At 42.4% G+C, this 17,846-nt stretch carries 18 protein-coding genes; 7 read left to right on the top strand and 11 right to left on the bottom strand.

All coding sequences use genetic code 11. From position 1 onward, the window contains the following. Positions 1-130 precede the first annotated feature (130 nt). A complete protein-coding gene (locus AAA938_RS17340; RefSeq protein WP_338230027.1) occupies positions 131-1,366 on the bottom strand; it encodes a sensor histidine kinase in 1,236 nt (411 codons plus the stop codon). A gap of 144 nt (positions 1,367-1,510) precedes the next feature. Here AAA938_RS17340 and AAA938_RS17335 point away from each other — a divergent pair, with 144 nt between their 5' ends. Beyond that, positions 1,511-1,981, top strand: coding sequence for a Dps family protein (locus AAA938_RS17335; RefSeq protein WP_338230026.1), 471 nt, complete (start codon positions 1,511-1,513; stop codon positions 1,979-1,981). Between the two features lie 33 nt (positions 1,982-2,014). On the opposite strand, the gene AAA938_RS17330 is transcribed toward AAA938_RS17335, so the two are convergent. From AAA938_RS17330 to AAA938_RS17290, 9 genes are all read right to left on the bottom strand, one after another. Further along, entirely contained in the window at positions 2,015-3,325 is a 1,311-nt protein-coding gene (locus AAA938_RS17330) for an ABC transporter permease (protein WP_338230025.1), read from the bottom strand. Continuing rightward, complete coding sequence (locus tag AAA938_RS17325; RefSeq protein ID WP_338230024.1) at positions 3,318-4,211, bottom strand: ABC transporter ATP-binding protein; 894 nt, start codon at positions 4,209-4,211, stop codon at positions 3,318-3,320. The genes AAA938_RS17330 and AAA938_RS17325 overlap by 8 nt, the downstream gene beginning before the upstream one ends. 6 nt (positions 4,212-4,217) lie before the next feature. After that, on the bottom strand, positions 4,218-5,102 hold the full coding sequence (locus tag AAA938_RS17320) for a hypothetical protein (RefSeq protein ID WP_338230023.1): 885 nt from the start codon (positions 5,100-5,102) through the stop codon (positions 4,218-4,220). Positions 5,103-5,182: 80 nt separating this feature from the next. Continuing rightward, positions 5,183-6,289 carry a molecular chaperone DnaJ gene (gene dnaJ / locus AAA938_RS17315; protein ID WP_338230022.1) on the bottom strand — a complete coding sequence of 369 codons (1,107 nt, stop codon included), beginning with the start codon at positions 6,287-6,289 and terminating at the stop codon, positions 5,183-5,185. A gap of 4 nt (positions 6,290-6,293) precedes the next feature. Further along, a complete protein-coding gene (locus tag AAA938_RS17310; RefSeq protein ID WP_338230021.1) occupies positions 6,294-6,863 on the bottom strand; it encodes a nucleotide exchange factor GrpE in 570 nt (189 codons plus the stop codon). 77 nt (positions 6,864-6,940) lie between these two features. Continuing rightward, entirely contained in the window at positions 6,941-7,933 is a 993-nt protein-coding gene (obgE, locus tag AAA938_RS17305) for a GTPase ObgE (protein ID WP_338230020.1), read from the bottom strand. Between the two features lie 75 nt (positions 7,934-8,008). Next, the gene (locus tag AAA938_RS17300) at positions 8,009-8,581 is read right to left on the bottom strand and encodes an adenylate kinase (RefSeq protein WP_338230019.1); all 573 of its coding nucleotides are present in this window, start codon (positions 8,579-8,581) and stop codon (positions 8,009-8,011) included. Between the two features lie 14 nt (positions 8,582-8,595). Then, positions 8,596-9,132, bottom strand: a complete 537-nt coding sequence (gene hpt / locus AAA938_RS17295) for a hypoxanthine phosphoribosyltransferase (RefSeq protein ID WP_338230018.1) — start codon at positions 9,130-9,132, stop codon at positions 8,596-8,598. A 9-nt stretch (positions 9,133-9,141) separates the two neighbouring features. Beyond that, the gene (locus tag AAA938_RS17290; protein ID WP_338230017.1) at positions 9,142-10,050 is read right to left on the bottom strand and encodes an aminopeptidase; all 909 of its coding nucleotides are present in this window, start codon (positions 10,048-10,050) and stop codon (positions 9,142-9,144) included. A gap of 176 nt (positions 10,051-10,226) precedes the next feature. Between AAA938_RS17290 and AAA938_RS17285 the strand changes: the two genes are divergently transcribed. The 4 genes from AAA938_RS17285 to AAA938_RS17270 all read left to right on the top strand — a co-directional run bounded on the left by AAA938_RS17285 (position 10,227) and on the right by AAA938_RS17270 (position 14,556). Next, on the top strand, positions 10,227-11,513 hold the full coding sequence (locus AAA938_RS17285) for an OmpA family protein (RefSeq protein WP_338230016.1): 1,287 nt from the start codon (positions 10,227-10,229) through the stop codon (positions 11,511-11,513). A 117-nt stretch (positions 11,514-11,630) separates the two neighbouring features. Continuing rightward, positions 11,631-12,923 (top strand): OmpA family protein, encoded by a 1,293-nt coding sequence (locus AAA938_RS17280; RefSeq protein ID WP_338230015.1) that lies wholly within the window; start codon positions 11,631-11,633, stop codon positions 12,921-12,923. A 49-nt stretch (positions 12,924-12,972) separates the two neighbouring features. Further along, positions 12,973-13,611, top strand: coding sequence for a uracil phosphoribosyltransferase (gene upp, locus AAA938_RS17275; RefSeq protein ID WP_338230014.1), 639 nt, complete (start codon positions 12,973-12,975; stop codon positions 13,609-13,611). Between the two features lie 3 nt (positions 13,612-13,614). Further along, entirely contained in the window at positions 13,615-14,556 is a 942-nt protein-coding gene (locus AAA938_RS17270) for a calcium/sodium antiporter (protein WP_338230013.1), read from the top strand. 443 nt (positions 14,557-14,999) lie between these two features. Here AAA938_RS17270 and sdaAA read toward each other — a convergent pair whose 3' ends face one another. Further along, positions 15,000-15,908, bottom strand: a complete 909-nt coding sequence (sdaAA, locus tag AAA938_RS17265) for an L-serine ammonia-lyase, iron-sulfur-dependent, subunit alpha (protein ID WP_338230012.1) — start codon at positions 15,906-15,908, stop codon at positions 15,000-15,002. Between the two features lie 209 nt (positions 15,909-16,117). On the opposite strand from sdaAA, the gene AAA938_RS17260 reads away from it, so the two are divergent. After that, the gene (locus AAA938_RS17260; protein WP_338230011.1) at positions 16,118-16,846 is read left to right on the top strand and encodes a hypothetical protein; all 729 of its coding nucleotides are present in this window, start codon (positions 16,118-16,120) and stop codon (positions 16,844-16,846) included. Positions 16,847-16,894: 48 nt separating this feature from the next. Beyond that, a complete protein-coding gene (gene lipA, locus AAA938_RS17255; protein ID WP_338222040.1) occupies positions 16,895-17,773 on the top strand; it encodes a lipoyl synthase in 879 nt (292 codons plus the stop codon). Positions 17,774-17,846 lie beyond the last annotated feature (73 nt).

The raw sequence follows: 17,846 nt of genomic DNA, 5'->3' as shown, positions 1-17,846 counted from the left end.
ACGATTTTTGAATTACGATTTACGACATTTTAAGGAACCTCACCCCTGACTTCCAAAAGGTCAAACTTGAGGATAAAAGTTTGAAGTTCGATTCCATGTCGTAAATCGTAAATCTGCCTTCGTAAATATCCTAATATTCCAAAATCCCTTCCGTAATAAACTGCGATGCATCCTCCAGATTGCCCAACAGCATAATGCGAAAAGTGGTGCCTTTGCCGACCTCCGAGTTTTTGACAAAAATCTTTCCCCCATGGTACCCTTCTACGATGCGTTTGGCTAAGGTCAAACCCAAGCCCCAGCCCCGCTGACGGGTGGAAAACCCGGGATAGAACACTTTTTTAAAATTCTTTTTCTCAATACCTTTTCCTGTATCGGTAATGTCTACGATGACAAACTTATCACTGTCCTGAACCAAATCAATGGTGATGGTCCCCTTGCCTTTCATGGCATCCACTGCATTTTTGCAGATATTTTCCACCACCCATTCAAAAAGCGGCTTATTCATCATCGCCTCCAAGTCCTTGGAGTCAGAATTGATGATGAGCTCTACTTTGGTGGAAATTCTGGGCTTGAGGTAATTGATCGTCTCTTTGATCACTTCATACAGATTCTCAGACTGGATGACTGGCTTGCTTCCGATGCTGCTGAATCGCTCGGTAACCATCCGGAGTTTGACCACATCCTTGTCCATCTCCTGAATGACTTCCTTATTTTCATTCCAAACCGGGGAATTTCTCAGGTAATCGATCCAGGCCATCAGGGAGGCAATGGGAGTGCCGAGTTGATGGGCTGTTTCTTTGGTTAAGCCCGCCCATACCCGGTTTTGTTCAGCGATTTTACTTTGGTTGAAAAGAGCATAAGCCAAGGCCCCAAAAAGTAAAATGACTGCAAGCTGCACATATGGATAGTATTTCAAATTGGTAAGCAGCTCTGAATTCCGGTAAAAAACCCGAATATCTGCTTCCTGAAGGTGTATGGGTTCGTATTCCTCCTGCATTTCGGCCAGTTCCTTTTCTAAGGTCTTGGTAGAATCCCTTTCATTCGCATTTTTCTTGAATTTGATGTTTCGAAACTCCAAAGGATTTCCTTCCGAATCGACCATGATGATCGGGATGGAATAATTCTGCTGGATAATTTCCTGGTTAATAAAGGTGAGGTTTTCGGAGGTGGTGGCTGCATATTCTAGCGCCGAGGAGAGGAGTTGAATCTGACGACTTTCCCTTTCTCTCAATTCATCCACTAGGAGGTTGGTATACCAGATTGACCCCGAACCGATCAGCAATGACACCAAGAAAACAAGCCATTTGACCTGCTTTTTATTCTGGTAAAAATCAATGGAGGTTAAATCCTGAAAAGGGGTCTTCATCTATGCAATTTGTAGCTATTCACCCTATTTAACTCCCCAAGGTCATAGAAAGTATAAGTTGGTGATAGAATTTATCAGTTGGCTTTTCCGGTCCAATTTGAGTAAATTTAAGGTATTAATCAAAAGCAAAAAACTACTTTGAAAATGAAAACCAACGACATAGGATTAGAAATTAAAGACTCAAAAAACTTGGTAAAAACGCTGAACAAGCTTTTGGCCAACTACCAAGTGTATTATCAAAATCTTAGAAATTTCCACTGGAATGTATCCGGGCCTAATTTCTTTGAGCTTCATGCCAAATTCGAAGAACTCTATACTACTGCCAATGCGCAGGTAGACGAGGTGGCGGAGCGGATATTGACTTTGGGAGAGCGCCCTTATTCTTCTTATGGAGAATACATCGAAAACTCCGGGATCAAGGAGGCTAAGGAAGTTCATGATGCCAAGAAAATGGTGGAGATCGTAAGAGAAAATCTTAATCACCTATTGAACTTGGAAAGAAAAACATTGGAGGAAGCATCAGCCAATGGCGATGAGGGTACGGTGACCTTGATGAGCGATTACATTACAGCTAAGGAAAAGGTAGTCTGGATGCTATCAGCTTACCTGAAATAACAACAAATCCCGGTCATTTGGCCGGGATTTTTTTTATTGGCTGGTTCTGATCCACTTCCAAAGGATTCGGTAAGTTGGCTTGGTTCCATGCATGAGTATACCGATTCGGTAAATTTTGGCAGCTAACCAGGTGGTAAACAAGAATCCTCCGATCAATAAGCCTACAGAGAGTGATAATTCCCAAAAAGGCACCCCGAAGCTGATTCTTCCCATCATAGCAATCGGTGAGGTAAGAGGAATGATGGATAGCCAAAACGAAGTCGTGCTATTGGGATCCTGAAGCACAAAGACAAAAAGTCCCATGTATGCCACAATGAGTGGAATAGTGATCGGAAACATGAATTGCTGGGCATCGGAAGGAGCATCTACTGCAGAGCCTACTGCCGCAAACAGCGCCCCGTAGAGCAAATACCCTCCCAAGAAATAGATGATAAAACTTACCACCAGAGAAACAAAATCGATACCCTGAATAACCTGAAGAATTTGCCCAACCTCCGTATCAGGCATGGCTGCCTGAGCCAATTCAGGGCTTGCCATTTCAATAGCCTGCTGCTGAGGCATTTGCATGCCCAACACACCTACCACCACGGAAGTGAGTGTCCCGATCAATACTACCCAAATCAAAAACTGAGTTAGGCCTACGGCTCCGATTCCTACTATTTTCCCCATCATGAGCTGAAAAGGGCGGAGTGAGGAAACCAATATTTCTACTATTCGGCTGGATTTTTCCTCGATGACGCCTTGCATGATTTGATTTCCATACACAAAAATGAAAATGTAGATCAGAATTCCCGCCAGGAATCCCAAGGCATAATTCACTGTGGCATCATTGATTTTTTCCTCTCCACCTTCGGACAAAGTAATGGACTGGATGGAGACTGAGGTCCGGATTTCCTTGATCACTGCAGGATCAATTCCTTTCTCATATAGCTTTTGATCCTCAATTTTCCGCTTGAGGGCCCCTTCCAGATAGCTCATCAAGCTCATGCTGGGATTCTCGGCACCGAAATATTGAATTCCTTTTGGATCCTCAAGATTAATTTTGGGGATCAATAGCAAGCCATACCGCTCACCCTCCTGCACCATTTTTTTGGCTTCTTCCAATTCCAAATCTGAAGAAACGAAAGCATACTGGTCTGAACTCTCCATGAAAAACAAGCCAGTCTCATCAAACACCTCAATGATCCGGAGAGATTGGTTTTCACTTTCATTGACAGCAATCCAGACAAAAACCCCCATGATGGCAGGAAAAATCAAAGGAGTCAGTAGAGTAGCGATCAAAAAGGATTTCTTCTTGACCCGAGCTAGATACTCCCGCTGAATGACTAAAAGAACCTTATTCATTTGCCTTTGCTTTTACCTGATGAATGAAAATTTCCTCCATGGATGGGATTTTTTCCCGAAATACCAAGACCTCTCCCAGCTCCATGAGTTCTGACAAAAGCTGATTTGGAGTTTTGCCGGAAAGAGGCAAAGAAAAATGCCAATGATCTTCCACTTGCCTGGGTATCCATTCTTGGGGAATGGTTTGCTTGAGTTGAGTCAGGGTAATTTCGAATACCTCAGGTCGGAAGCTGTTTTTTACTTGTTGGATTGTACCATCAAGGATTTTCCGGGATCGGTTAATCATGGCTACATGATCACAGAGTAGCTCCACTGATTCCATCCTGTGCGTACTGAGGATAACCGTGGTGCCCTTTTCCTTCAATTCCAGAATCTCATTTTTTATAATTTCGGCATTGACAGGATCAAACCCGGAGAAGGGTTCATCCAAAATCAGAAGAGAAGGCCGATGAATGACCGTGGAGATAAATTGGACCTTTTGGGCCATCCCTTTGGAAAGGTCTTCTATTTTCTTGTCTCTCCAGGCTCCCAAATCCAATTTTTCCAGCCAGGATTTGATCTGTAGCTTGGCTTCATTTGGAGGGAGATCTTTGAGCTGAGCAAAATACAACAACTGATCCCACACCTTCATTTTCTTATAAAGCCCCCTTTCCTCAGGCAGATATCCGATTTTTCGAATATCAGAGGGAGAAAGAGTCTTTCCGTCCAACTCTACCACTCCGCTGTCCTGCTCGATGATTTGGTTGACAATTCTGATCAGGGTGGTTTTGCCTGCGCCATTTGGACCCAAAAGCCCAAAAACCACTCCTGATGGAACGCTCATGTCCACATCCTTAAGGGCTTGGTGATTTCCGTATGATTTATTCAGGCCGGTGATTTGAAGCATTTTTTTCTATTCGATGGTCACAGAACCTACCCCTACGTCGATGATCATTTCCAATAGCCGGGGATCGGATGCGCTAAATCCTTTGGTCACATAGATACCTTTTTCGGTGGACTTAAGGTACTTCGGCAGGACGGTTCTGCACATCGGGGTAGTATTCATTTTGATTTTGACAGGGTATTTTTCCGGAGGCAAAACTACCTGAACGCTGCCTACACTGACCGCAGAAATTACTTTGCAGGATTGAGGAAGGCCATCGGAAAAGTCAAGTTTGATTTTTCCATAATCTACCTCAAAAATCATTTCCCTGGCATTTGTAAAATTTGCGTCAGCCACTTCCAGAAGTCCCATACTCAAAGTAACCAATAGGGTATCCATGGTAACTGAGTTAGGAACCGGATCGCCAAAAAATATCTTTACGTCCGAGCTTGCACTTCGGACTTTCAGACCGGCTATCGGAAGATGACTGATATCCAGCTCGGACTTCCCCATTCCTAAATTGAAGTTTAGATCATACAAAAAATTAGAATTCAGGCTGATATCCCAAGAGTGATCATAATCAGTATTGGAAGAAAACAACTTGGAGGTAATACTCTTTCCCAAATTATCTGTTTCAATGTTTTTATGCACCAAGGATGCCGAAAGAATTTCCTTATCGATGGCATAATTGAACTCAGGAAGAATATTGGATTGTGCCAAATGCCCATGAATATGCAGAGGTCCGTAGGATTTGGACCTGCGCAATTGGATTTGGCTTTTGTAAGAAGAAAACTTAAGGTCTACCAGCTCAAACCCTTTGACATCAGAGACTTGGTATTCTTTGACAAATTGCGCCTGTCCGGAATTTAGCCCTAGGAAAATCCAAGTGTAAAGCAGACACAAATTTTTTAACATACGGATAGGGTACGACTCGGAGGGTAAAAGGTTTTTTAAAAATATAAAAAAAGCCAGAATTGCTTCTGGCTTGAATAGTTTTAGAAAAATTCCTTCATTTTATCGAAAAAGGACTTGTCTTGTCTTCCGGGATCTGGCTTGAAATTTTCCGAATTTTTGAGAGATTCCAGCATAGCCCGTTCTTCTTTGGACAATTGAGTAGGAGTCCAGACATTGACCATAATCAATTGATCACCACGGGAGTACCCATTGATATCCTTAATTCCTTTTCCCTTGAGTCGAAGCATCTTTCCGCTTTGAGTTCCTGGATCAATTTTGATTTTCACCCTGCCATCTATGGTAGGAACTTCAATGGAAGATCCCAAAGCTGCATCTATAAAAGAAATATAAAGGTCGTAGACCACATTATTACCGTCACGCTGAAGCACTTTGTCCTCCGCCTCTTCAATGACAATCAACAAGTCTCCGGGAATTCCTCCTGGAGTTTCGTTTCCTTTTCCTGACATGCTGAGCTGCATACCTTCGCCTACACCGCCAGGGATATTGATAGAGATAATCTCTTCTTTTATAATCAATCCTTTGGAATCTGCTTCCGCTGGTTTTTTATCTACAATCTGCCCGCTTCCTCCACAGACCGCACAGGTGCTAGCTGACACCATCTGTCCGAGCATGGTATTCACTACCTTTTTGATCTGTCCGGTTCCTTGGCAAGTAGAACAAGTCTGGAAAGTGACTCCTGGAGCCACTACATGACGCTTTACTTTGATTTTTTTCTCAACGCCATTTGCGATTTCCTGCAAATTCAGCTTGAGCTTTACCCGAAGGTTGGTTCCTTTCTTGGTTCTTCGGCCTCCGCCTCCTCCACCAAAAAAAGACCCAAAACCGCCGCCGCCGAAGATGTCTCCAAACTGGGAGAAAATATCCTCCATGTTCATTCCGCCGCCGCCGAAGCCACCGTTGCCGCCTAGTCCTTGATGACCAAACTGATCGTAACGGGCCTTTTTGTCCGGATTGCTCAGAACTTCGTAAGCCTCTGCCGCTTCTTTAAACTTCTCTTCTGCCTCAGGATTTCCCGGGTTTTTATCAGGGTGAAACTGAATAGCCAATTTCCGATAAGCCTTTTTGATCTCATCGGCTGTGGCTGATTTGCTCACTCCCAATACTTCGTAATAATCTCTTTTTGCCATGATTTTATGCTCCGGTTACTACTTTGGCGTATCGGACCACTTTTTCTCCAAGTGTATATCCTTTTTCCACCACATCTATGACCTTTCCCTTCATTTCTTCTGATGGCGCAGGTATCTGAGTGATTGCTTCCTGAGTCTCGGCATCAAAGGGTTTCCCAATCAAATCTTCCATGACTTTCAATCCTTTGGATTCAAGGATTCTAACCAATTTGTGAAAGATCAGCTGATTACCTTCCCGGATTTTGACTGCGTCTTTTTCCTTTTCTGAAGCTTTGAAAGCCCGCTCAAAATCATCCACTACGGGGATCAAGTCTTTCAATACACCTTCTGAAGCAGTTTGAATCAGGTCGAGTCTTTCTTTTGCTGTTCGCTTTCTGAAATTTTCAAAATCAGAATAGAGCCGAAGGTATTTATCCTTAAGATCTGCCACCTCAGCTTCAAGCTTAGCTTCTTTATTTTCTTCTTCCTGTACTTCCTCTTGGCTTTGAGCTGCTGTTTCTTTTTGAGTCTCTTCCACTAGTTGCTCTTCCGTCTGCGCTTTAGGTTCTTGTTCCACGTGATCTTTGTTTTTCATAATATTCGGGCAATAGTTGGTCTCGCCTCAACCTACAAGTTTTTTGCCAGAGGGGATTTTCTGACAAAGTGACACTTCTATTGATGGATAGCCTGCCAAATCAAATCTTTCAGTTTTTCCAGATTAAACTGACTGACTGAGGATATAAAGAGGTAAGGGATATCTTTGGGGATTTCCTGCTCCATTTCTTTCATTAGCTGCTCGTCTAGCATATCAGCTTTTGAAATTGCCAGGATCCTTTTTTTATCCAGGAGTTCAGGATTGTATTTCTCCAGTTCGTTGAGCAAAATTCGATACTGCTCTCCAATATCCGGGGCGTCTGAGGGGATTAGAAAAAGAAGAATGGAGTTTCTTTCAATATGTCTTAAAAACCGGATGCCAAGTCCTCTTCCTTCTGCTGCTCCTTCAATAATACCGGGAATATCAGCCATGACAAAGGACTTGTCGTCTCTATAGCCTACTACACCCAGATTAGGAACTAGTGTGGTAAATGGATAATCGCCGATTTCAGGTCTTGCGGCAGAAATGGAAGAAAGCAGTGTCGATTTTCCTGCGTTAGGGAATCCCACCAATCCTACATCTGCCAGAAGTTTGAGTTCGAGGATAATCCACTCCTCAATCCCCGGCTCTCCGGGTTGAGCATAATGTGGGGCTTGATTGGTAGATGTTTTAAAATGGTCATTTCCCAATCCTCCGCGTCCTCCTGATGTCAGGATCACTTCCTGTCCATCTTCGGTGATTTCAAATCGCTTTTCTCCTGTCTCGGCATCTTTGGCCACTGTGCCTAATGGAACTTCAAGTATGACATCTTTGCCATCTGCCCCTGTCCTGCGTCCTCCTTCACCTCCTTTGCCGGGCTCGGCAATGACGTGCTTTTTGTATTTCAGGTGAAGCAATGTCCACAACTGGGCATTTCCACGAAGGATAATATGCCCACCACGGCCTCCATCTCCTCCATCAGGTCCTCCTTTGGGCACGTGCTTTTCTCTTCGGAAATGAACAGAACCCGCGCCTCCGGCACCTGATCTGGAGCAGAATTTTACGTAATCAATGAAGTTTGAATCGGCCATGATATAGAATGAAAAAGGCTAAGCCCGAGAGCCTAGCCATGTCTTGGAAGTGCAAAATTAGAAAATTATGGGAAATCAATAGGCATCAATCACTTCTGAGATGTTTTGGAAAATCTCATCAATCTGACCTACTCCGTGAATCTTGGTAAACTTTCCTTGATTTTCGTAATACTTAGCCACAGGAAGGGTTTCTGATAAGTACACCTTTATTCTAGTGGTTATTTTTTCGTCATCCTGATCATCTGCTCTTCCTGAAGTCTTTCCTCTTTCCTTGATTCGCTCTCGAAGGATATCCTCAGGAACATCCAAAGCAATCATACCGGAAATAGACATGGAGTTTTTTTGAAGCATTACATCCAAAGCTTCCGCTTGAGCGGTTGTTCTTGGAAAACCATCAAAAATAAAACCTTTGCTATTCGGAGTGGAGTTGATTTTATCCTCTACCATTTGGATCACAACTTCGTCGGGTACCAAATGGCCTTGATTCATGTACTTTTTGGCCAAGAGACCCAATTCTGTACCCTCTCCTAGGTGCTTTCGGAAAAGATCTCCTGTAGATAAGTGGGTCAATTTATATTTTTCGATGAGCTTCTCACTTTGAGTGCCTTTACCTGCGCCTGGAGGGCCAAAGAGAACAATATTTAGCATTTTTGAATGGTGTATTAACTTAAACTGAGTTGATAAAGGTCTGGCAAGTTCCTGCCAAAACCATCGTAATCCAAGCCAAAGCCGACGACAAATTTATTGGGAATTTCAAAACCCACATAATCTAAGGGGTAATTAAACCGAAAAGCATCCTTTTTAAAAAGCAAAGTAGCGATAGCCAATCGTTTCGGATGATGTTTTTTAAGTTCCTTCAAAAGAAAATCCATGCTGACTCCAGTATCGACTATGTCTTCAATAATCAGAACACTTTTTCCGGTTATGTCTGTAGTAAGTCCTAACACGGATTGAACTTTTCCCGTCGTTTCCATTCCCGAATAGGAAGAAATCCTCAAAAACTCACACTTCAAAGGTAGGTCAATTGCCCTTACCAAATCGGCCATGACCATAAAGGAGCCATTGAGCACCCCAAATACCACCAAATCCTCCCCTAGAAAATCTGCTGTTATTTCTTTACCCAGGTCTTTAAGTTTTGACTTCAACTGATCACCCTTCAAATACAGTTCGAAATCCTTGTCTTTAATCTTTCTTTTCATGGATTATGCTTAAAGCTCTTTCATTAAATATTCATACATCGAAATCATGGCGTCCAAATCAGCCAAAGAAACTTTTTCGTCAGGAGAATGGACATGATCTTCTGCTGCTCCGATAAAACACCAGTCAATGGCATAGGGTGAAAATTGGACCTCCCTCCCATCACTACCTCCATAAGCTTCAACCTCCAGCTGATAAGGGATTTTACTTTGATCTGCCAAGGCCAAGACACGGTCCAAAAACTTCTTTCTAGGAATGAATTTATCTCTCAAAGAAATAACAACTCCCTGATGATGCTCAATCCCTTCAGTAATCCAGGTAATATCCGAAATTAGTGCCTGCTTGATAGGAGCTGTTTCCTGTATAAACTTCAAAAGAAATGGCATACTTCCTCCGCCATGTTCTTCGTAAGTAGAAAAAACCACCCAACCGTTTTCCAAGTTTTCACAAAGACGAAATGCATTATATATACCTAGTCTATTGTCCAAATAAGCCGCCTGTATAAATCCAGAACTGATTCTGATGTTTTGCTCAAAAGTAAGGCGAGTTCCTCGCTCAATTGCCCGTGGAAAATCATAAAACATGGCATCTTCTGTACCTGCGAGCTTACATCTGATCTCTCCTAAACTATCTTTCCCTACCAACTTTGTTCCTTCTATAAATTCTGGCCCGCCGATTGGAATTAGTTGATTATTGTATCTGACCATAAATCCTATGGTATCAATATGCGCAAAAACCGCTGTACGAGGCTCTCCAAACTTCAAAAGAATCGCATCATGAAAATCTTCCCCAGAATAGATTTTGGGACAAACCTTCCAGCTACCCATCCGTTGTAGTATCTGTTTAATAAGCCAATCGGAAACCAAGGATTCATCTCCTGAGACTCCAGAAAGGCCAAGTAACTGCTTTAAAAATTCCATATTGGCATTAATTATGTTGTATTATTGAAATATTTGCGGATAATTAGAGGGATATTTAACTCGGTATAATTGAGATTTAAATATTTCATCTAGATTTGCAATAAGTTAAAAGTTTATAAATTTGTCCCTGCATCCATCAATCACTTAAATAAAAACTGAACAAAAAATTTTTTCTCATGAAAAAACTCATACTCTCAACAATTATGGCTGGTGCAATGGCAATTTCTGCCAATGCTCAGGAATTCAACAAGTTTTCTCTTGAAGTAGGAGGCGGCTTCAACAAGCCGATGGCCCCTCTCAACAGAAACTTCCTCTCTCCGTCCCTCAACCTTGGGCATATTGAGTTCGGAGCTCGCTACATGTTCAATGAGAAATTTGGCCTTAAACTAGATTATGGTTTTGGGTCAGTTCGTGAAGCTCAGGGCAATGATTCCCAAAGTTTACCTTTTGACACCAAATATTTTAGATTGAATCTACAAGGTGTTGCCAATATTGGTAGGGTAATGAACTTTGAGTCTTTCACCAGAAAATTCGGTTTGTTAATGCATGGTGGTGCGGGTATTGGATTGGTAAATCCAGAACTTAACGCCTTCAATGATTTTGACGACAATGTGTATACCCTAATCTTCGGTATTACTCCTCAATTCAAAATCAGTGAAAGAGTTGCTTTAGTAGGTGATATCTCCACTATCCTCAACGGTCGTCAGACAGTAACTTGGGACGGTGCAGAAGCTATCAGACCTGATATCAGCAACGGTTTCTACGGTGCTAACGGTACTTGGTGGACTGGTACTCTTGGTCTTAACTTCTACCTTGGCAAAGCAGAGCAGCATGCTGACTGGTTTATTGCAGCTGATAAATATGCCACTAAAGAAGAATTGGCTACTCAAATCAACGGAATCAAGGATATGTTGAAGGATTCTGACGGTGATGGTGTTCCTGATTACTTGGACAAAGAGCCAAACACTCCTGCTGGAGCTAGGGTAAATGCTGCTGGTATGACTTTGGATTCTGACGGTGACGGAACTCCTGACCACTTGGACAAGTGTCCATTCCTTCCTGGTCCTGCTTCTACAAACGGATGTCCAGTTGAAGAAATCCGTGAGGAAATTGACTACATGAGAAAAGCGATCAACGATGGATACGTAAATGTATACTATGCATTTGACAGCGATAAGCCACTAGGATACTCTGTAAGTGCAGCTCAGTACGTTTCTAACTTCCTTAAGAGAAACCCAGGTGTCAATGTAGAAGTAAAAGGATATGCTGATGAATTAGGTCCAGAAGACTACAACATCAAGCTTTCTGAAAGAAGAGCAAAAGCAGTTTATGACCTGTTGGTTGCTTCTGGTGTTGATGCTTCCAGACTTTCTTACAAAGGATATGGAGAAGATACAAGCGTAGACAAAGCATCTGCTGATGCACGTCAAATGGCAAGAAGAGCTAGCTTCGAATTGAAATAAATTTTGATGCTCCAAAAAAAGCCTGACTCTGAAGTCAGGCTTTTTTTTTATCCATACTTGGAGAATAAAAAGTTTTTCTACTTTTGAAGTGTCATTCTAAACACCCTAAATCATCCAATGAAAAAGTTTGTTGCTATGTTATTCCTACTTGGAGTAACAAATAGCCTGTATTCTCAAGAAAAAGCTTTTAATCGCTGGTCACTAGAGGTTAGCGGAGGTTTTAACAAATCAATGGGCCCATTATCTCCTGATTATTTTTCTCCTACTCTAAATATTGGTCATGCAGATATTGGAGCTCGATATATGCTAAATGAATATTTTGGGTTTAAGGGAGATTTCGGATTTGGCACTTTTAACGAAGCAAAAGGTGAAAGTCCTGAATTTTCAACTGACTATATCAGAGTGAACGCCCAAATGGTAATGAACTGGGGCCGAATGCTAAACTTTGAAAAATTAAGTCCGAGGCTGGGTATGCTAGGTCATTTTGGAGCCGGATTCGGAAGATTGACTTTTGAGGAAACTGTATTTAATCAAGAGCCTGATTATGTCTACAATATAATTACAGGTGTTACTGGGCAATTCAAGCTGACGAACAAGATCGCTCTGACCGGTGACATCACCTATATTCATAATGGCAGACAAACCTACACTTTTGATGGCAATAGGTACAACGCCCCATTCATACCTAATCCCCCTACTAATCCCTTTGTACACGCTCCGGGTGGATGGTGGACAGGTACATTAGGCTTAGCCTTCTATTTAGGAGGGGCAGAGCAGCATGCAGACTGGTATATTGCTAGCGATAAATACGCTACAAAAGAAGAATTAGCTTCTGAGGTCAATTCTATCATGGATATGCTGAAGGACTCTGATGGAGATGGTGTTCCAGATTATTTGGATAAAGAACCAAATACCCCTGTAGGCGCTCATGTTTCCTTCGCCGGAATCACTTTGGACTCTGACAATGACGGAATAGCTGATCATCAAGATGCCTGTCCTTTTCTTCCTGGCCCTGGAGCCAATAATGGATGTCCTCTAGAAGAAATCAAAGAACAGGAAGATTACTTGAAAAAGTCTATACAAGAAGGATATGTGGGAGTCTATTTTGCATTTGACAGCGCCACACCTTTGTCCTTCTCTAATAATACCTTGGCCTATGTTAGCAACTTCCTTAAGAAGAATCCTACCATTGGCATTGAAATCAAGGGGTATGCTGACGAATTGGGACCTGAAGACTACAACATTAATCTTTCAGAAAAGAGAGCGAAATCCGTATATGATATCCTTGTGGCTTCAGGAATAGATCCTTCCAGACTTACTTATAAAGGGTATGGGGAAGACACCAGTGTAGATAAAGGGTCTTCAGATGCAAGGCAATTGGCAAGGAAAGTTTCTTTTGAAATAAAATGACAAGCAAAACCCGGATTCTAAGCCGGGTTTTTTCTTGTAAATTAGCTGCATGTTTCAACTAACCGATACTCCTTCCATTGCCAATCGGTTTCTCACCGAGCTTAGAGATATTGAGATTCAAAAAGACAGCTTGAGGTTTAGGAAAAATCTGGAACGTCTAGGTGAAATTTTGGCATACGAAATTTCTAAAACCTTGCAATTTTCTGAGAAAACCATTCAGACCCCTCTTTCTCCAATACTTGCCAGAATCCCAGAAGAAAAGCCAGTGATATTTGCTGTTCTGAGGGCCTCACTTCCTTTTTATCAAGGATTTCTGAATTTCTTTGACCATGCAGAAAGCGGCTTTATTGGAGCATTTAGAGAGGAAGGCGAGGATGTCAAAATAAACTTGGGCTACCACGCCTCTCCATCACTTGAAGGGAAAACCGTGATCCTAGCCGACCCCATGCTTGCAACTGGAAAATCATTCCTGAAATCAATAGAAACACTACTGCAGCACGGAACGCCAAAAATAATTCACATTGCGGCAGTTATTGCAGCACCTGAGGGAGTCCAGTTTATTAAAGAAAATCTGAAAATCCCCCATTCACTTTGGATTGGGGCCATAGATGAAAAACTCAACTCCAAATCCTACATTGTTCCAGGCCTTGGTGATGCAGGAGACTTGGCTTTTGGACCAAAACTTTAATCTATGACTCCTTATTTATTCCTCATTTTAGGGCTTGTTATCTTATTGCTTGGTGGAAAATTCCTTGTAGACGGTGCATCCTCCATAGCTCTCAAACTTGGCCTATCTGCAGGCCTGATTGGGCTGACAATTGTTTCATTTGGCACTTCTGCCCCTGAACTCCTAGTGAGCATAAATGCTGCACTAAAGGGTAACGCTGATATTTCAATAGGCAACGTGGTCGGTTCAAATATTGCAAATATCGGGCTTGTATTGGGACTCAGTGGTCTATTTTATCCCATTTTGATTTCCCGCCAACATCTGAGATTTGATTATACCTTGATGATGATTGTCACGGTAGTTTTTTATTTGCTAAGCCTAAACGGTCAGATTGGGCTTTGGGAAGGCATTTTACTTTTTGGGAGTTTTATCGCTTTCAACGCCTATCTTTTCCGGAATCTTGGCTCAGGAATCAAAGAAGGAGTGAAAGAAGCCGATGAAGAATTGGAAGAAGTAAAAAGCTATTCTTGGCTGGCATCTGTGGGGCTTTTTCTGGCAGGCATTGTAGGGCTTTATTTCGGCTCAGAGCTTTTGGTAGAAAATGCAGTCCTAATTTCACGGGAATTTGGCATCTCAGAAAGAGTGATCGGGGTAACAGTAATCGCCATTGGGACCAGCTTACCTGAATTGATTACTTCCATCCTTGCGGCACTTTCCAAAAAAACAGACTTGGCTTTGGGAAATATCCTGGGCAGTAATATTCTCAATATCCTATCGATTATTGGACTTACAGCCATTATCAAGCCTATCGGAGTCTCAGATGCATTTCTGAGTTCTGATTTTCTTTGGATGATTGGATTCTCAGCCATTCTTTTCCCATTGATGAAAACCAAAATGAAGATTTCCTACTTTGAAGGGTTGGTTTTATTGGCTTGCTACATAGCATACATCTTCTTTTTGATATGAGTGAAGCCTTGATTACATTTTTTGGAATTTATGTACTGAGTCTCTTCAAATTTATCAGTGGCCCAGTTTTGGGGTATGCAGCTGGTTATTCCTTTTTTGAAACTGTATTTGTCACCATAGCTGGAATGATGACCAGCGTGTTCATCTTCACTTTCATAGGAACAGAGATAAAAAAATTGGTTGAAAAACACCTTATAAAAAAGCGACCAATATTCAGTAAGCGATCAAGAAGGATTGTTCAGGTATGGCAAAAATCAGGAATTATCGGAATTGCCTTTTTGACCCCACTCCTACTTACCCCGATTGGAGGCACATTGATATTGGTTTCCTTTGGCACCCAAAAAAGGAAGATTTTTCTCTATATGTTCATCAGTGGGCTATTTTGGGCTTGCTTTTTTAGCTTAACCATAGAACAGATTTTGTCCATTCCCTTCTTTCAAAATTTAATCGGGTAAGGTTTCGTCTGGAAGGATCTCAATATCCTGAATTAGGATTCGATTTGAGATTTCCTGACCTGTCAAAGTAGCTGCTAGGCCTCCCAAAGCCGTTTCCTTATAGCGACTTTCCATGGAAGCTCCTATCTCTCCCATTGCTTCTATACATTCATCCACTGGAATTACAGATCCAACATTAGCTATGGCTATCTGGGCCGAACTAAAAGCAATGGAAGCAGCGCTTGCATTTCGAACTACGCAGGGCACCTCCACCAAGCCGGCCACAGGGTCACATACCAAGCCTAGCATACATTGAATGGTGATTGCCACCGCGTTGAAAATTTGATCCGTAGTACCTTCAAGGCAATAAACAATTGCTCCGGCAGCCATTGCAGCAGCCGAGCCTGTCTCGGCCTGACAGCCACCAACAGCACCTGCCAAGCTAGCCTTCTCCTCAATAATCAAGGCTATTCCGGCTCCAACCAGCAGGCCTTCAATAATCTTTTCATCGCTCAACCCATGAATTTCCTGTAGAGTCACCAGTGCACCAGGAAGAATCCCTGATGCTCCAGCCGTAGGGGCAGCCACTACCCTACCCATGCAGGAATTCACCTCTTTGGCAGCCAATGCCCTGGAAATCAATTGCTGAAACTCTGGAGACAATACTGCCAAGGGGTGATTAAATACCTTTTTGGCTCCATTGGCGATCATTCCTGACCGGGAGGTCATGTCTTCTGTCAACCCGGTAGTCACGGCCTCTTTCATGACCCTATATGCCTCTGCCAGTCCCGATTTGATTCTTTCTTCAGAAGAATTCTTTTGCTCAATCTCATATTCTATGACAGATTGGACCAAAGAGACCTGCCTTTCTTCACAATAGCCTTTCCAGCCTTTAAAACTTTCGAATAAATAGCACATCGTGGATCGATTTATTTGGGTTTAATATTCTTTTGTTCAAATATCGGTTTTAATCCTCTGATGGAGGTGATTTGAAAATTTTTCTTCACTTTTTGAAAAAGAAGAATCAATAGCTGGATCAAAAACCATCTTTTTATCCTCGAGTTAAACTCTTACTTTTAATTTCGAGTTAAATACCTCTAAAACGTAGGCAAAATCCGCGAGAACAAATGCGAAAACTCCCTATCCTCCTTTTTATCTTTTCCTTACTGAACCTAAATGCGGCCTATGCCCAAAGAGATGACGTGGGAAATTATGAATACGACAAGGAATATCTTTTTGGTTTGAATAAAAACACCAACGGAGGACTGATCGGAGGATTTGTTTTTAAAGCCGGGACTCGGATAGATGACAGTCAGTTTTCCTTTTGGGGAGTAGAACTATCCAATGTAAAGAATCAAAAAGAAACCCGATACAATACCGTATTGGGCAATAGTTATATTTTCGGAAAATCCAATTACCTCTACGCAATCAGACCGCACTATGGCCGAGAGGTGGTCTTATTTAAAAAAGCACCCAACCAGGGAGTTCAGGTTTCCGCTTTGGCGGCCGTAGGTCCCAGCTTGGGGCTGATCGCTCCCTATTACATCGAATATGCTTTGAATCGACTGGAAACAGTAACTGAGCAATACGACCCTGAAGTCCACCAAAGTAGATTTAACATCTTAGGAACCGGGCGACTTTTCCAAGGTCTTGGAGAATCTGAATTAGCCATTGGAGCCCATGTCAAGGCTGCTTTGATGTTTGAATTTGGAGTATTCCGAAGTAGTGCCACGGGATTGGAACTGGGCTACATGCTTGAGGGTTATAGCAAAGAAATCCCCCTGATCCCGACTGCTGAAAACAATCAGATTTTCCAATCTGCCTACTTCACCTTTTATTACGGATTCAGGAAGTGATTGGCATTTGTGATGTCCTGAATTACCTTTGTACCAAATTTCCCCGACATGATTGAATTACCTGTAATTTCCGAGGAAGCAACCAAAAGAAAAAAGCCCGACTGGCTGAGGGTGAAGCTACCTGTAGGAAAGGAATATGCCAAAGTAAGAAAACTGGTAGATCAGCATAAGCTGCATACCATCTGTGAAAGTGGCAACTGTCCCAATATGGGCGAATGCTGGGGAGCCGGCACTGCTACATTTATGATTTTGGGTAATGTGTGTACCCGATCCTGCTCTTTCTGCGCAGTGGCCACTGGCCGACCTAATGAATATGACACTGACGAGCCGAGAAGAGTCGCTGAAGCCATCCAATTGATGGGTGTAAAACATGCAGTAATCACATCGGTAAACCGTGATGAACTCAAAGATCGGGGAGCTGAGATTTGGTATCAAACCGTGGTATTGACCAAGGAATTGTCTCCTGCTACGACCATTGAAACGCTCATTCCTGATGTAAAAGGAAATTGGGATGCTCTTTACAGAATGATCGAAGGAGGTCAGGAAGTAGTTTCCCATAATATGGAAACCGTAGGCCGACTTTATAGAATGGTCAGACCCCAAGCCAAATACGACCGCTCTCTCGAGCAAATCAAACTCACCAAAGCCTACGGAAAAAGAACCAAAACCGGAATTATGCTAGGACTGGGTGAGACCAAGGAAGAAGTCTACAAAGCCATGGATGACTTGGTAGAAAACGGATGTGATATTCTCACGCTAGGTCAATACCTACAGCCTACCAAAAGACATATCGAAGTAGCAGAATTCATTCATCCGGATCTATTTGCACATTACAAAGAAGAAGGGCTAAGAAGAGGACTAAAGTACGTAGAGTCCGGTCCGCTTGTCCGATCCTCCTACCATGCAGAGCGGCATGTTCATGTATAAAAAATCAAAAAGCACGTCTTCCCACGTGCTTTTTTCTTAATCTTTGATTTGAAGGTAATGTGGTCAAAAATAG

The organism is Algoriphagus taiwanensis, assembly GCF_036245645.1.
Taxonomy (GTDB): Bacteria; Bacteroidota; Bacteroidia; order Cytophagales; family Cyclobacteriaceae; genus Algoriphagus; species Algoriphagus taiwanensis.
Note: the sequence above shows the minus strand (reverse complement) of the source record. Positions and strands in the feature narration are given on the sequence as shown.

Excerpts from the sequence above, each read along its gene's own strand:
- AAA938_RS17340 (WP_338230027.1), bottom strand. The coding sequence starts at position 1,366 with ATGAAGACCCCTTTTCAGGATTTAACCTCCATTGATTTTTACCAGAAT.
- AAA938_RS17335 (WP_338230026.1), top strand. The coding sequence starts at position 1,511 with ATGAAAACCAACGACATAGGATTAGAAATTAAAGACTCAAAAAACTTG.
- AAA938_RS17330 (WP_338230025.1), bottom strand. The coding sequence starts at position 3,325 with ATGAATAAGGTTCTTTTAGTCATTCAGCGGGAGTATCTAGCTCGGGTC.
- AAA938_RS17325 (WP_338230024.1), bottom strand. The coding sequence starts at position 4,211 with ATGCTTCAAATCACCGGCCTGAATAAATCATACGGAAATCACCAAGCC.
- AAA938_RS17320 (WP_338230023.1), bottom strand. The coding sequence starts at position 5,102 with ATGTTAAAAAATTTGTGTCTGCTTTACACTTGGATTTTCCTAGGGCTA.
- dnaJ (WP_338230022.1), bottom strand. The coding sequence starts at position 6,289 with ATGGCAAAAAGAGATTATTACGAAGTATTGGGAGTGAGCAAATCAGCC.
- AAA938_RS17310 (WP_338230021.1), bottom strand. The coding sequence starts at position 6,863 with ATGAAAAACAAAGATCACGTGGAACAAGAACCTAAAGCGCAGACGGAA.
- obgE (WP_338230020.1), bottom strand. The coding sequence starts at position 7,933 with ATGGCCGATTCAAACTTCATTGATTACGTAAAATTCTGCTCCAGATCA.
- AAA938_RS17300 (WP_338230019.1), bottom strand. The coding sequence starts at position 8,581 with ATGCTAAATATTGTTCTCTTTGGCCCTCCAGGCGCAGGTAAAGGCACT.
- hpt (WP_338230018.1), bottom strand. The coding sequence starts at position 9,132 with ATGAAAAGAAAGATTAAAGACAAGGATTTCGAACTGTATTTGAAGGGT.
- AAA938_RS17290 (WP_338230017.1), bottom strand. The coding sequence starts at position 10,050 with ATGGAATTTTTAAAGCAGTTACTTGGCCTTTCTGGAGTCTCAGGAGAT.
- AAA938_RS17285 (WP_338230016.1), top strand. The coding sequence starts at position 10,227 with ATGAAAAAACTCATACTCTCAACAATTATGGCTGGTGCAATGGCAATT.
- AAA938_RS17280 (WP_338230015.1), top strand. The coding sequence starts at position 11,631 with ATGAAAAAGTTTGTTGCTATGTTATTCCTACTTGGAGTAACAAATAGC.
- upp (WP_338230014.1), top strand. The coding sequence starts at position 12,973 with ATGTTTCAACTAACCGATACTCCTTCCATTGCCAATCGGTTTCTCACC.
- AAA938_RS17270 (WP_338230013.1), top strand. The coding sequence starts at position 13,615 with ATGACTCCTTATTTATTCCTCATTTTAGGGCTTGTTATCTTATTGCTT.
- sdaAA (WP_338230012.1), bottom strand. The coding sequence starts at position 15,908 with ATGTGCTATTTATTCGAAAGTTTTAAAGGCTGGAAAGGCTATTGTGAA.
- AAA938_RS17260 (WP_338230011.1), top strand. The coding sequence starts at position 16,118 with ATGCGAAAACTCCCTATCCTCCTTTTTATCTTTTCCTTACTGAACCTA.
- lipA (WP_338222040.1), top strand. The coding sequence starts at position 16,895 with ATGATTGAATTACCTGTAATTTCCGAGGAAGCAACCAAAAGAAAAAAG.